This window comes from Shewanella oncorhynchi (assembly GCF_030848765.1).
Classification (GTDB): domain Bacteria; phylum Pseudomonadota; class Gammaproteobacteria; order Enterobacterales; family Shewanellaceae; genus Shewanella; species Shewanella oncorhynchi.
Window position 1 is genome coordinate 4,172,380 of record NZ_CP132914.1, and the last position, 13,674, is coordinate 4,186,053.

The following is a 13,674-nucleotide window of genomic DNA, read 5'->3' on the forward strand; positions in this document are numbered from 1 at the left end:
CAAAATTACATTGCGTGGGTCATAAAAAACATCATTGGGTATTTTCTAAAGGCAAAAAACATAGTCGCTTATTTTCAAAATCAGGTAAACGCATTACAGTACCCGTAACTCCAAGTGATTGCCGTGCATATAAAAACCTTAGAAAGGACATCGAAAGGATTATCAAAAATGAAACTTGTTGAAAATTCTCGCTCTACTCCATATCCAACAGCGCAGGCACTACTGAGAGAATTAGCTAACGCTTTTGACACGAAGTCTTATCTATCACCCCAATATGCTCGAAAACTAGATGATAGCTGTAAGAAAGTAGAGATTCATATCGGTGAGTTTGAAGATCTTAAAGAACTTACTGTCACTTCTCCCATACGCTTAATTTTTGGCGATGAGATTTGGGCAAGAGTATCAATATTCTTAGAAAGCCTATTTAAACGATATTTTCAATGGATTGATCAACATCCACTAGGTGGTCTATCAGTTGACCAAGCTAATTGTATCTTTGAAAAAACTAATTTTTTCAACACTTTAATTTTATTTAGTTTCTGGGAAAAAGATAATTATCACCAACCTATATGCTTACCTGATAACGTAGATTTGGTTTTATATGATCAAGACGCTGCAAACCGATTGCTGTCACTAATGACAACCAAAGAAGCGAGGGATCGCGCGTCACTTTGGCTTAAAGGAAAAGAGTTTCCATCTTTAAAATACATAAAAACATTAGAGCAATACTCATCAGTAGCAGATCTTACACAGGATGATTGGCAGGCAATAAAGTGGGGCATCATCTGCTCAAGATTCAATGCTCACTTCACCCCAAAATCAAATCGTGAAATGATGAGTTTTGGCGAGATAAGCAATATTTTCAAAATGGAACACAGTAAAAATGAGCATAATTTCCTATGTGTAAAACGTCATATTGAACAAATTTGTGAAGTGTTTAAAAACACAATGAAATTTATAAAAACTGATAATGATAAATTGCAGATGTCCCACCTTCTTGGCTGCCTGAAGGAGAAGCTATCCAAATTCGATAACTGTCTCGCGCTTGATTACACATTCCACCAATTTAATGCTCACCATTTAACGCTTGATGGGCAACTGGAAGCAGCGAATAATGAATACAAATTAGCATTCGAAAAATTACTCTACAGGGGACATTCTAAATATCAAATCCAGATCGTTATCAAAGAAGCATTATTAGTTGCGGCATATCAAAAAAGACCCGATAAGATATTTATAAACAAGCTAAAATCGACAGCAATTTTATTAGGTTTAGATAATCTTCCTGCAAAAACAGAGGTTGAAGGGAAAAATAAAATCGAGCTTTTTGCTGGTAACGAAATCGAAGATTTAAGGTATAAATTCACACAACAGTTTACTAATGAACTAGCTTATCCAGGAGTAACATATCCTGATTATCCTTTTCTGGTTGGTATGATTTTCGAAGTGGAAGATACGTTAATAAACCAACTAACCAAGAAACAGATAACCATTGGCATGGAGGGTGGGCTCCAAAGGAAAACAACACCACTAATTTACGCTTGCATGAAGAACAAAGTCGAAGATGTAGTCCAACTCCTTGACGAAGGTGCTAGTGTTAACGTTTTATCTGAAGTAAATGACTCACCACTACTGATGTCTTTAGCACAGATGGATTTTACTGACCCTACATCTTCAATGGACGACCGCATTTTCGAGCTAATCTCCAAGAAGTCTCATTCAGAACAGATCATTAATGCTGTCACCATAAGAAAAATTAATTTCCCCCTTTTTGCCGCTGTTGCAACAGGAAATCCAAATATTGTAAAAAAAATTCTGTCGATGAATGACAAAATTAATATTGATTTGCGTGGTGGCCTAGATTGGATTACGCCCCTCTACTATGTCCTTGGTCTAATTAACCAAGTTAAAAATAGACATGCGGGCGTAGAATACTTTAATAGACATATAACCGAGGAAAACATACATCGTTTACAACCAATGTATGCAGGCTTTGAAAATAGAAAAGAAATAGTCCGCCAAGAGAGTCTTTCGAGCAGAGAGAATAAAATATTCAAAATCGTGTATGAAATCATGATGGAGAGATATCCTAAAAACCCCTCAAAACTCAGACAGATCGCTAGGATATTGATCAAAAATGGAGCTAACGTTAATAAAGCACATTCAATAAACGGAATGAATTATACCCCATTAATGCTTGCAGCAGAAAACGACGAAGTTAACCTGTTTAAACTGATGATTGAGCACGGTGGAGATTGGAGGAAAGTCTACGTCCTTCCACTAGGCATTGACTCTAAGAAAAAAGCAATCAACTGTCTTGATATCGCGGAGTACTTTAAAGCTAAAAATGTTATCGAGTATATAAAAGATACATTGCAACACCCTAATAATCTGTTTATCTAATACGTGAGCATGAGAAAGCCTGCGGCAGGCAATAAAAAAGCGACCTTTCGGTCGCTTTTTTATGCTTCAAATTCGCTGAAGCCGAAGAATGATAATGGCGTTACTGCCGACGATAAGGCAAGGAAGCCGATGCTTTTCGCCACGGAGTTGACTGGTGTCAATGAGTAGCGAAAAGTGTTGGCTGACGCCGAATTATCTAGGCCAAGTAGCCATTATTAATTACTCGTAGTCTGATAATGGTGCACACGAACACATCAAGTTACGGTCGCCGTAGACATCATCAATACGATTCACGGTTGGCCAGAACTTATTCGTGCGTACTGCTGCACTTGGGAACACGGCCACTTCGCGGCTGTATGGACGCGTATCAAACTCTGGGTCCATGATATCGGCCATAGTGTGCGGTGCGTTGTACAGCGGGTTGTTGTCCGCTGGCCATTCGCCCGATTCCACTTTGGCGATTTCAGCGCGGATTGACACCATAGCGTCGATGAAACGATCGAGTTCCACCTTAGACTCAGATTCCGTTGGCTCAATCATCAGGGTTCCCGCAACAGGGAAGCTCATGGTTGGCGCGTGGAAACCGTAGTCATTCAAACGCTTAGCGATATCCATTTCGGTCACGCCTGAAGCTTCTTTCAGTGGGCGTAGGTCGATAATACATTCATGCGCGACGCGATCGTTACGGCCACGGAACAATACTGGGTAGTGTTCCGACAGCTTCTTCATCACATAGTTAGCGTTTAACAGCGCAGTTTGGGTCGACTTTTTCAGGCCCTTTGAACCAAGCAGCTTAATGTACATCCAACTGATGGGCAGAATGCCCGCGCTACCGTAAGGTGCGGCTGATACGGCGCCGTTGTTGTCGCTCACGCGGCCCGGTTTCACCACAACGTGGCCCGCAACAAATGGGGCTAAGTGTGCTTTCACGCCGATTGGGCCCATACCTGGACCACCGCCGCCGTGTGGAATCGCGAAGGTTTTGTGCAGGTTGAGGTGTGATACGTCGGCACCGATAAAGCCAGGAGACGTTAAGCCGACCTGAGCGTTCATGTTGGCGCCATCTAAGTACACTTGACCACCGTGCTGATGCACTATGTTGCAGATTTCGCGGATAGATTCTTCATACACACCGTGGGTCGATGGGTAAGTGATCATGATGCAAGACAGGTTTTCAGCCACTTCGGCAGCTTTCGTCTTCAGATCTTCTAAATCGACGTTACCTTGCTTGTCACAGGCCGTCACCACCACTTGCATACCAGCTAATTGCGCCGATGCAGGGTTAGTACCGTGGGCTGATTGCGGGATCAAACAGATGTTTCTGTGCGCATCGCCGCGTGACTCATGGTATTTCTTGATGGCTAATAAGCCAGCGTATTCACCTTGAGCGCCAGAGTTAGGTTGGATGCACACAGCGTCGTAGCCTGTGATGTTCACTAACCAAGTCGACAACTCTTCAATCAACTGAGTAAAGCCTTTGGCTTGATCCAGTGGGCTGAATGGGTGCATGTTGGCAAATTCAGGCCAGCTCACAGGGAGCATTTCAACCGCTGCGTTTAACTTCATGGTGCAAGAGCCCAGTGAAATCATCGAGTAGTTAAGTGCTAAGTCTTTGCTTTCGAGACGTTTGATATAACGCATCATCTCGGTTTCGCTTTGATAGCGATTGAAGGTTGGGTGGCTTAAAATCGCATCTTGGCGCACAAGTGTCGCCGGAATCGATTGGCTACCTTGGCTCACGATTTGCGCGTCTAACGCGGCAACATCTAAACCATGGCCGGCACCTAAGATCACATCGAACAGGGCTTCGATATCTGTGCGCAACGTGGTTTCGTCTAAGCTCACGCCCACAATACCATCGGCATCGAAACGTAGATTCATTTCAGCAGCCAGTGCGCGTGCATTGACGGCAGCAACATCTAAGCCTTTGATGCTAACAGTATCAAACCAAGTGCTGTTGACTAAGTTCACGCCCTTCGCTTTTAAGCCTGTCGCTAAAATGTCGGCGAAACGGTGAATGCGTGACGCGATAGTTTTCAGGCCATCTGGGCCGTGGAATACGGCGTAGAAAGACGCCATATTCGCTAACAGAATTTGTGCAGTACAAATGTTTGAGTTGGCTTTTTCGCGGCGGATATGTTGCTCACGAGTTTGCATTGCCATACGCAGTGCGCGGTTACCACGGGCGTCTTTTGACACACCAATGATACGGCCAGGCATAGAACGTTTGTGCTCGTCACGGGCAACGAAGAAGGCCGCGTGTGGGCCACCAAAGCCCATTGGCACGCCAAAACGCTGCGCACTACCGAATACCACATCGGCGCCCATAGCGCCCGGTGATTTCAGTAATACCAAGGACATAATGTCGGCGGCGACAGTCACAACCACATTCTTCGCACGCAGAGTTGCGAATAATTCGCTGAAGTCAGTGATTTGACCAAAACGGTTAGTATATTGGAACAAAGCACCAAACAGCTCATGGTTAACGGCCTCAGATGCAGGGCCAACCACCACTTCAAAACCAAAACACTCAGCGCGGGTTTTCACTACGTCTAAGGTTTGCGGGAACACATCATCGGCAACGAAGAAGATATTGGCTTTTTTCGCTTTAGAAACGCGCTTTGCCAGCGCCATCGCTTCGGCAGCAGCAGTAGCTTCATCTAACAAAGAAGCAGAAGCCAAATCTAAACCCGTTAAGTCCATCGACACTTGTTGGAAATTTAGAATGGCTTCTAAACGGCCTTGGGCGATTTCTGGCTGATATGGCGTATAAGCCGTGTACCAACCTGGGTTTTCAAATACGTTACGCAGGATCACGTTTGGCACTTGAGTGCCGTAGTAACCCATGCCGATATAGCTCTTAAATACTTGGTTTTGTTTCGCTAAACCACGAATGTAAGCAATGCCTTCGGCTTCGCCGCAGGAATCACCAATGCTCAGGTCTTGGCTTAAACGGATCGACTCAGGCACGATTTGCGCGGTCAGATCGTCCAGAGACTCAGCACCAACATAGTTCAGCATGGCTTGCTGTTGGCTGCTATCTGGGCCGATATGACGACGTAGGAATAAATCGTGCTGTTCTAACTGAGTGAGGGTTTGCTTGGTCATGATAAACCTTGTTCCAGATTTGCCGAAATTCAGAACTGTAGGGTACTGATTAACGGACTGTTGTTATGTCAATCTTGCGCTAAAACAAACGAAGCCCCTTAGGGCTTCGTTAGCGTCGACGATTATTCTTCGTCGATGACAGCTTGGTAGCCTTCAGCATCCAGCAGAGCGTCGACTTCTGATTCGTCAGAAGGCATTACGCGGAAGAACCAGCCTTCGCCGTAAGCACTGCTGTTAACGAGTTCTGGCGAATCTTCCAGCGCTTCGTTCACGGCAATCACTTCGCCAGAAATGGGGGCATAAATGTCAGACGCCGCTTTTACTGATTCAGCTACAGCACAGTCTTCACCCGCAGTCACAGTGTCGCCAACTTCTGGAAGTTCAACGAAAACCATGTCACCTAACAGCTCTTGGGCGTGCTCAGTGATGCCAACTGTGTAGCTACCGTCTTCTTCCTTGCGGATCCATTCGTGTGAAGAGGCGTATTTCAGTTCTGTCGGAATATTGCTCATTGTTCTTGTTCCTTGTTCCGTTTTTTTAAAATGCTTGTTTACCGTTGCGCACAAAGTTTGGCGCCACTACTCTAACAGCCACACGTTTTTTACGCATTTCGACTTCCGCAGTATCCCCAATCGAGCTAGGAACACGTGCCATCGCAATAGAATAGCCCAATGTTGGCGAGAAAGTCCCGCTGGTGATCACGCCTTGTTGCTCTACACCGGCTGCGTCGGTGAAAAATACTGGCATATCATGGCGTAACACGCCCTTTTCTTCCATCACTAGACCAACAAGTTTGCTGGTTCCGGCATCGCGAAGTGTTTCGAGGGCTTTACGGCCGATGAAGTCACGGTCGTTTGGTTCCCATGCAATAGTCCAGCCCATGTTGGCGGCCAATGGGTTGATGGTTTCGTCCATGTCTAAGCCGTAAAGGTTCATACCGGCTTCGAGACGCAGCGTGTCACGGGCACCGAGACCACAAGGTTTAACCCCTTGATCTAACAATGCTTGCCACAAAGCTTGGGCTTCATCTTCTGGGACGATAATTTCGTAGCCCGCTTCGCCTGTGTAACCCGTAGTCGCAATAAACAGTGAGCCTGCTTGCTTACCGAAGAAAGGTTTCATGCCTTCGATGGCGGCGTTTTGCTCGGCACTGAACACGGCAGCGGCTTTCGCTTTTGCGTTAGGACCTTGAACGGCAATCATCGCCAGCTCAGGACGCTCAGTCACAGTGACATCAAAACCTTGGGATTGCTTGGCGATCCAAGCGAGATCTTTTTCGCGGGTCGCTGAGTTCACTACCACGCGGTAGTTAGTGTCAGTGAGGTAATAAGTGATGAGGTCGTCGATGATACCAGCATTGTCATCTAACATGCCGCTGTATAAGGCTTTACCTGGCACTTTAAGTCTAGCCACATCGTTCGCCAGCAACTTACGTAGAAATGCACAAGCGTCGCTACCTATCACATCAACCACAGTCATGTGGGATACGTCGAACATACCCGCGTCTTGACGCACAGCGTTGTGTTCTTCGATTTGTGAACCATAGTTGAGGGGCATATCCCAACCGTGGAAGTCGACCATCTTAGCGTTTGATTCTAAGTGCTTGTTAAACAGAATAGTTTTGTTAGCCATTGTTATCCCTTTTTGCGGCCTTTTTCAGGTCTCTGCCTAGTGTAGGGTGTAGATACTAGGGTCTAAAATGCGGCGAAATTATACCTTGCGTCACAAATTTGTATACAGGAGATTTTTCTAATCCGAAGCCATTGTCATTAGATTTTCTCATCTTCAACATGTAATTTTTTTACATGCGAAGGCCAGATTTGCGCAGCTTGCAGTCAATATGCTGATATTAGCGGCAATTCTGATCACATTAGCGCAACCTAGGCTAACGGCACAACTTAGGCAGTGCCGACTTATTGCCCATGGCCTGTTGTATGAACACTGTTTTCAGCCCAGCGACATTATCAACCAGATTTAATCCCAGATCGCGAATCGCCTTTTTGACTGGGTTTGAACCTTCGAATAGGCGTTTAAAGCCCTCCATCGCCGCGATCATCTCCATTGCATCGGCTTTGCGCCAACGTTCAAGTGCACGCAGCTGCGCATAATCGCCGATATCTTTACCCGCTTGCTGTAATTCGCTGATCACTTCGATAATGCTGGCCGCATCTAAAAAGCCGAGATTCACCCCTTGGCCAGCCAGCGGATGAATAGTATGGGCTGCATCACCTGCTAACACTAAACGGTGGCGGGCAAAATGGCGGGCGTAGCGCATCCGTAATGGAAAGGCTTGGCGCTCGCTTTCCAGCTTGCAAATCCCTAAACGTCCGTCGAAAGCAGCGGTTAAGTTGCGCTCAAATTGCACTTTATCCATTGCCAATAATTCAGTGGCGCGCTCGGGCGGCACCGACCAGACGATAGAGCAGAGATTGTCTTCATACAGAGGTAAAAATGCTAGCGGGCCGTCCTGCAAAAACACTTGTCGGGCAGTGGCAAGGTGTGGCATTTCGGTACGAATAGTTGCGACGATTGCGTGGTGGCCGTAATCCCAAAAGGTCAGCGGGATCTTGCATTGCTCGCGCACCCAAGAGTTGGCGCCATCGGCGGCTATCACAAGTGCAGCACTGACACTTTCTATTTCAGAATCGACGCCATTGGCAAGGGTCAACCAAGCTTCGCGCTCACCAAAAGCAATGCGCTCTAAGCGTAGGTTTTGAATATGGGTGATATTGTCAAACTCACTGGCGCGTTTGGCGAGGGCAAAACTAATGGCATCGTTTTCGATAATCGCGCCGAGACTGGTTTCGCTGATGCTGTTGGCATCAAAGGCAATTTTACCGAAACCGTCTTTATCCCACACCGCCATTTTTTGATAAGGCGTGGCGCGGGAAGTGTCTAAATAACTCCATGCCCCTAAGTTTTCTAACAAGCGCTGGCTCGCCTTATTGATGGCGCTCACCCGTAAACGTGGCTCGCCGCTCACGGCCTCTGTGTGGCCCGCATCGATAACGACAACATTCAGATCGGCCTGCGCCAATCCAATCGCGGTGGCGAGTCCCACCATGCCGCCACCCACAATGGCGATGTCATAGGCTTGTGAACTTAACATGGGTACATCCTTTTCGCGTTGCGATACCAGTAAATTGCTGAGTTATTTCCAGCCCATTGCCTTTTGAGCGACGGGGGTTTTCAGTGGCGGAAACCAAGACAAGAGCCGTAATCCTACGTTACGCCCCAGCGCCATCGGCCAATATTGGTTTGAAAAGCCACGGACTAAAAATTCGATATTTCGGATAGTGCTGTTTCTGTCGTGCTCGCGGGCATTAAGGTACGCATGGGTCACAGCAGCGGAGCCGATATCTTCGCCCTGAGCTAGCGCCGTTTGGATCACCTCGAGCAAACTCACCACATCCCTCAACCCTAAGTTAAACCCTTGCCCCGCAATCGGATGCAGTGTCTGCGCCGCATTGCCGATAAACACGCATCTGTGATGAATTGGCCTTGGCATATAGGACAAATTAAGCGGATACGCATGGCGCGCGCTGACATCGATAAACGTGCCTGCACGATAACCAAAGGCCTGTTGCAGCGCCGCTAAAAACTCAGCCTTAGGCGCGTCTTGCATCTGTTTAGCCCGCGCATCATCGAGCGCCCACACGAGAGAAAAGCGAGGTTGACCTTGAATATCGGCCATAGGCAACAACGCTAAGGGACCTGTTTGGGTAAAGCGCTCATAGGCCCAATGTTTGTGAGGCCTATTGGTTGGCAAATCGGCGGTTTGAATATTGGCAATAATGGCCGTTTGCTCAAAGGCCACTTGGGTCACGGGCAAATTAAAACTGCTGCGCACTTTGGATTGCAAACCATCGGCTGCGACCACAAGTTTGGCTTGAATTCGCTCGCCCGTATCGAGCACTAAGGTGTGACCTTCAACGGCGGGTTCTACTTGGGCAAGCTTGGCGGGGCAATAGAGTTTGACACTACTCTTATTCAACTCGTTAAACAGCACTTGGCCAACTCGTTCAAGCTCAACCACTTGGCCTAGGGCATCTAAATGAAACTGCGCCGCATTGAGTTCTGTCATGCCAAAGTGGCCGCGATCCGACACATGGATATTTTCAATCGCCGTGCCCAAATGGGCGAGCTTTTGCCATAAACCTAAACGGGATAATTCGAAAATAGAACCGTGGGCGATAGCAATAGAGCGAGCATCGAATCCGGGATGTTGCTTATCGGGAAGGTGCGCTTCGATTAAGGCGATAGAAAGTGGCCGAGCTGCGGATAAAGAAAGACGCGCGAGAGCTAACGCTAGGGTCGCCCCCGCCATCGCACCGCCTACAATTGCGATGTCGACGTGTTGAACTGAAGTATCCATGTGATTTGTGGCCGTCATGGGGATCTCATTCAAGCTTTGGCATAACACTAAGGCATGTAAACAGAAAAGATGTAAACATCAATGCTATGCACTCAAAAACACCAGTGCTATGGACTCAAAGGCAGGTTTGCCCACCTTTGACATCTAATGAAGCCACTACTGTGTTAACTTATTGAACATTAAACAACTGCGGTAAATTAATGCACCACCGCAGTATCGTCAGCCTCGCCATGGGGAAGCTCAGGACCAAACTCCGAGTAACACATGATGGCTGCAATACGGACAAACTCGAGTAATTCAGTGTAAGCGGCTTCGGATTCCTCATCGTCGGCAACATCAAACTCCACTTGGGCAATTTCCGCCAAATCTTTGATCACTTCACGTACCTCTGCCGAGGCTTGATTCAGTTTCGGCTGAATAATCGCCATGCCAGTCAAAAAACTCTGGGTCCACAGAGACAAGGCTTCAACACGTTGGCTGAGCGGCTCTTCTTCTTCGGGCAACAGCGGCATGAAACCAAATTCAAAATCCACTAAACGCGTCACTGAATCGTTAAACAAATCACACACTAATTGGTGCAACTGCGCAGGCAAAGGTTGACCATCGTTCATCAGGTCGAATAAAGGCTTGATCCAAGTGTCGCCAGTTTGCTCTACACCACCGCAGATTAAACCGACTAAAGCACCGTGAACTTCTACCGGATGCTGGCCGATTTCAGCCGCATCTAAGGCGAGTTTTAAGCTGTCGATACGTAACGAAGGAGGGGTTGCCATATCAGATCCCAATAAGATTTTTCCAGCAGCAATGCTAGCAGAGATAAAGACTTGAACCAATACTGAATCCCAATAATGGCGAAATCGGCCACGCTCTGATAAAAAACTATCCAACTGCTCACACAAACAGCAAACAAAACCGTCAAAGACCAATCCATTTGCGGCTTACCTTGCACTTTTAAGATCAGCCCTATATAGTCCGCCCTAAGAGGCTAACGAAAGGATCACCCGCGACATGAGTAACAGTGCTGTTGAAATTACCCTACTTGGGCGCACCTACTCTATCGCTTGCCCGAAAGGTCAAGAGGATGCCTTACGTACGGTAGCGTTGGGAGTTGAACAACAACTCAGCGCGTTAAAAACCCGAACCAATAGCTTAAGCCGTGAAGAAATTGCGATTATGGCGGCGCTGAATATTGGACACGAGTTGTTCCAAGAAAAGCAAAAAAATAAGCACTATATGCAACAGATGGACGACAGGATCAGCTTGCTGCAGTCGACCCTCGAAAGTGCCTTAGTTGAGCGTTCAACTAAATAGATTTAAACTGTGCACCTTAGTGATTTAACACTCATTGAGTTAAACCAACTGACGCACAGTGAATGGCTAAACTGGCTTATTTAAATAAACCAATGCTTTAGCGATTCAATACCGTTTTGCTCCCTGGGATGCATGCCAACTGGTAATGTCCCTGTGCCGATAATTTTTATCTCAGGGTGAATGCTTTACTGACATTGTGCATGCTCGGCTTGTACCGAGAAGCCTTAGGAGGTAATCATTTACCCGCCTTGAACCTACGGTTCAAGGGCTACACCGGTAGCGGCATTCTGGGGAGCATCTTAATTCTATGTCTACATCTTCCAAACTTTCTCATTTGAATGCCCAAAGCGACACGGCGCACCTTTCCGTAGAAATCGCTGATGCCGTAGATGTCGCAAACTATGCGGCAAATATCGCACTCCATACAAAAGAAAGGCGCAATCTGTTACGCAAAGCCATTCGCACCGCCCGTAAATCTCTCTCCGAAATAGAACAAACCCAAGCAAGTTTAAACGCCTGCCAGCGAATGCTCGATGCATTGCAGGCCAACAAAGCGCAACATGTGGCATTATATCTCACCCATGATGGCGAACTCGCCACGCCACCGCTGATCGCTGCGCTGTGGCAAATGGGCATAAACACCTATCTGCCTAGGTTACATCCCTTCAATGCAGGACAATTATTATTCCTGCATTACACCGCAGACACCCCCATGCAACCCAATCAATTCGGCATCTTAGAACCTAAATTAGATGTGCGCGCCATTATCCCAGTGACAGAGTTAGATGTTGTTATCACGCCCTTAGTGGCTTTTGATTTAATGGGAAATCGTATGGGCATGGGCGGCGGCTATTACGATAGGACGCTGGCAAACTGGCAGCTTAAAGGTAAACCTTTGCCTATGGGTTACGCCCACGACTGTCAGCAAGTGACGAGTTTACCCTGCGAGTATTGGGATGTGCCTTTGCCATTTATCATCACCCCAAGTCGGGTACTGACATTTTGAAAAAGAAGGATCTAGAAGCTAGATTCTACAGCCATGCAGTGGCGTTCTAGAGCCATCTCTACCTTAAATGCCGGCCGCCGTCGACATTATGGCAACGACCGGTGACGTAGTGGCTATTCAGCAGATATTCCACTAAGTCGATAATCTCCTCATTCCCCGCCTCTTTCGGCAACAGCGCTTTGGCTAAGGTTTTTTGCTGATAGGCTGCGTCATCACCCGCATTAAATAGGATCATCGCTGGCGCAATCGAATTCACTTTGACCTCGGGCGCAAATTTGGCGGCAAAGGATAGCGTCATATTGTGCAGCGCGGCTTTACTGGCAGCATAGGCGATATGCTTCTGACTGCCCTTCTCTGCCACATAGTCAGTAATATGAATCACATCACTGCCGCCGATTTCATCGCCAGCACCCGCACGTAGCTGCGCCTCTAAGGCCAAGTTCAACTGATAGGGTACGCTCACATGCACTTGCATCATGCGCTGCAGCACTTGGCTCGGCGCAAAAGTGGTACTCTTTAAAGACTCATTCTTTGTAAGCACAGGATCAGGCAGCCAGTCAGAGGCATTGTGAATAATGGCGCGAATTTGCGGCAATTTAGCTAACTCAGCAATTAAGGATCGCACTTGAGTATCGTCATAAAAATCACAGGGATACAGAGTCGCGCCTAAGGCGTTCAGCTCATCTATGCTAGCGTAATGGCTGCGATAGGTACCAATCACCTGCTGACCTTTGGCGAGAAAATGTTTGGCTAAGGCGTAACCTATGCGTTTACCCACGCCTGTGATTATGATGGGAGATGTCATACCTATCCTTTTGAGTCGTTATTTGTCAGGCTTTACCTTGTTCACTGAAAAATCAGCAATCAAGTTAAACTGATGAATAACCAAGATGTTACTGTACTCATTTGAATTTAACCTAACAAAAAGCCAAATGAGATGCTGATCCGTTCTACAATCGCTTCGATCTAAAACCCTTTCTTCTGCGTATAGGGTAGAAGAAAACCAAGCTTAAGTACTCAAGCCAAGAGCTTAGACCAAGTATTGTGATCAAGTCATCAGAGGTAATACCGATGGAACTGCGGATTTTTTACGATGGGAATTGTCCATTATGTAGCGCCGAAATGCGCCAACTGAAAGCGCGCGATCCGAAGAACTTGATTGCGCTTGAGGATTTAAATGCGCCAGACTTTAGTGAGCGCTTCAGCCATATCAATAAAGACTACGCCAATACGATTCTACATGGCGAAACCGCAACGGGCGAAGTGTTACTCGGGTTAGATGTCACTTGTAAAGCGTGGGCACTGACAGGGACGCGCGCCTGGATCCAACTGTTACGCCTGCCCATGATTAAAACTGTGGCCGATTGGTGCTATCTCAGATTCGCAAAACACAGATATCGCATCTCTTATTTACTGACGGGCAAAGCCCGCTGCGATGATAACTGCCAAATTCCCACTAAGCGCCGCTGAA

General features: G+C 47.0%; 11 protein-coding genes and 1 other RNA gene. 5 read left to right on the forward strand and 7 right to left on the reverse strand.

Features of this window, described 5'->3' with window-relative positions; all coding sequences use genetic code 11:
• Nucleotides 1–168 precede the first annotated feature (168 nt).
• Nucleotides 169–2,403, forward strand: coding sequence for an ankyrin repeat domain-containing protein (locus RA178_RS18540; protein ID WP_306683272.1), 2,235 nt, complete (start codon nucleotides 169–171; stop codon nucleotides 2,401–2,403).
• A gap of 219 nt (nucleotides 2,404–2,622) precedes the next feature.
• Here the strand turns inward: RA178_RS18540 and gcvP are convergent, their stop codons facing one another.
• The 6 genes from gcvP to RA178_RS18570 form a co-directional block, all read right to left on the reverse strand.
• Nucleotides 2,623–5,511 carry an aminomethyl-transferring glycine dehydrogenase gene (gene gcvP, locus RA178_RS18545; protein ID WP_306683273.1) on the reverse strand — a complete coding sequence of 963 codons (2,889 nt, stop codon included), beginning with the start codon at nucleotides 5,509–5,511 and terminating at the stop codon, nucleotides 2,623–2,625.
• Between the two features lie 122 nt (nucleotides 5,512–5,633).
• The gene (gcvH, locus tag RA178_RS18550) at nucleotides 5,634–6,023 is read right to left on the reverse strand and encodes a glycine cleavage system protein GcvH (RefSeq protein WP_011845766.1); all 390 of its coding nucleotides are present in this window, start codon (nucleotides 6,021–6,023) and stop codon (nucleotides 5,634–5,636) included.
• Between the two features lie 25 nt (nucleotides 6,024–6,048).
• Entirely contained in the window at nucleotides 6,049–7,143 is a 1,095-nt protein-coding gene (gene gcvT, locus RA178_RS18555; protein WP_306683277.1) for a glycine cleavage system aminomethyltransferase GcvT, read from the reverse strand.
• 253 nt (nucleotides 7,144–7,396) lie between these two features.
• A complete protein-coding gene (locus RA178_RS18560) occupies nucleotides 7,397–8,620 on the reverse strand; it encodes an FAD-dependent monooxygenase (RefSeq protein ID WP_306683279.1) in 1,224 nt (407 codons plus the stop codon).
• Between the two features lie 42 nt (nucleotides 8,621–8,662).
• Nucleotides 8,663–9,904 carry a 2-octaprenyl-6-methoxyphenyl hydroxylase gene (gene ubiH, locus RA178_RS18565; protein ID WP_306683281.1) on the reverse strand — a complete coding sequence of 414 codons (1,242 nt, stop codon included), beginning with the start codon at nucleotides 9,902–9,904 and terminating at the stop codon, nucleotides 8,663–8,665.
• Between the two features lie 179 nt (nucleotides 9,905–10,083).
• Nucleotides 10,084–10,659, reverse strand: a complete 576-nt coding sequence (locus RA178_RS18570; RefSeq protein WP_105252998.1) for a UPF0149 family protein — start codon at nucleotides 10,657–10,659, stop codon at nucleotides 10,084–10,086.
• Nucleotides 10,660–10,894: 235 nt separating this feature from the next.
• On the opposite strand from RA178_RS18570, the gene RA178_RS18575 reads away from it, so the two are divergent.
• The 3 genes from RA178_RS18575 to RA178_RS18585 all read left to right on the forward strand — a co-directional run bounded on the left by RA178_RS18575 (nucleotide 10,895) and on the right by RA178_RS18585 (nucleotide 12,203).
• Nucleotides 10,895–11,197: a cell division protein ZapA gene (locus RA178_RS18575; RefSeq protein WP_105250206.1), complete on the forward strand. Its 303-nt coding sequence runs from the start codon at nucleotides 10,895–10,897 to the stop codon at nucleotides 11,195–11,197.
• A gap of 117 nt (nucleotides 11,198–11,314) precedes the next feature.
• A non-coding RNA gene (gene ssrS, locus RA178_RS18580) (6S RNA) lies at nucleotides 11,315–11,495 on the forward strand.
• A gap of 9 nt (nucleotides 11,496–11,504) precedes the next feature.
• Nucleotides 11,505–12,203, forward strand: a complete 699-nt coding sequence (locus RA178_RS18585; RefSeq protein WP_306683285.1) for a 5-formyltetrahydrofolate cyclo-ligase — start codon at nucleotides 11,505–11,507, stop codon at nucleotides 12,201–12,203.
• Between the two features lie 58 nt (nucleotides 12,204–12,261).
• Here RA178_RS18585 and folM read toward each other — a convergent pair whose 3' ends face one another.
• Nucleotides 12,262–13,008 carry a dihydromonapterin reductase gene (folM, locus tag RA178_RS18590; RefSeq protein WP_306683287.1) on the reverse strand — a complete coding sequence of 249 codons (747 nt, stop codon included), beginning with the start codon at nucleotides 13,006–13,008 and terminating at the stop codon, nucleotides 12,262–12,264.
• Nucleotides 13,009–13,274: 266 nt separating this feature from the next.
• On the opposite strand from folM, the gene RA178_RS18595 reads away from it, so the two are divergent.
• Entirely contained in the window at nucleotides 13,275–13,673 is a 399-nt protein-coding gene (locus RA178_RS18595) for a thiol-disulfide oxidoreductase DCC family protein (RefSeq protein WP_306683289.1), read from the forward strand.
• Nucleotide 13,674: the final 1 nt, after the last annotated feature.

Bases quoted from the DNA above. Each gene is read 5' to 3' on its own strand.
- RA178_RS18560 (WP_306683279.1), bottom strand. From the start codon at position 8,620: ATGTTAAGTTCACAAGCCTATGACATCGCCATTGTGGGTGGCGGCATG.
- RA178_RS18595 (WP_306683289.1), top strand. From the start codon at position 13,275: ATGGAACTGCGGATTTTTTACGATGGGAATTGTCCATTATGTAGCGCC.
- RA178_RS18585 (WP_306683285.1), top strand. From the start codon at position 11,505: ATGTCTACATCTTCCAAACTTTCTCATTTGAATGCCCAAAGCGACACG.
- gcvH (WP_011845766.1), bottom strand. From the start codon at position 6,023: ATGAGCAATATTCCGACAGAACTGAAATACGCCTCTTCACACGAATGG.
- RA178_RS18570 (WP_105252998.1), bottom strand. From the start codon at position 10,659: ATGGCAACCCCTCCTTCGTTACGTATCGACAGCTTAAAACTCGCCTTA.
- gcvP (WP_306683273.1), bottom strand. From the start codon at position 5,511: ATGACCAAGCAAACCCTCACTCAGTTAGAACAGCACGATTTATTCCTA.
- gcvT (WP_306683277.1), bottom strand. From the start codon at position 7,143: ATGGCTAACAAAACTATTCTGTTTAACAAGCACTTAGAATCAAACGCT.
- folM (WP_306683287.1), bottom strand. From the start codon at position 13,008: ATGACATCTCCCATCATAATCACAGGCGTGGGTAAACGCATAGGTTAC.
- ubiH (WP_306683281.1), bottom strand. From the start codon at position 9,904: ATGACGGCCACAAATCACATGGATACTTCAGTTCAACACGTCGACATC.
- RA178_RS18540 (WP_306683272.1), top strand. From the start codon at position 169: ATGAAACTTGTTGAAAATTCTCGCTCTACTCCATATCCAACAGCGCAG.
- RA178_RS18575 (WP_105250206.1), top strand. From the start codon at position 10,895: ATGAGTAACAGTGCTGTTGAAATTACCCTACTTGGGCGCACCTACTCT.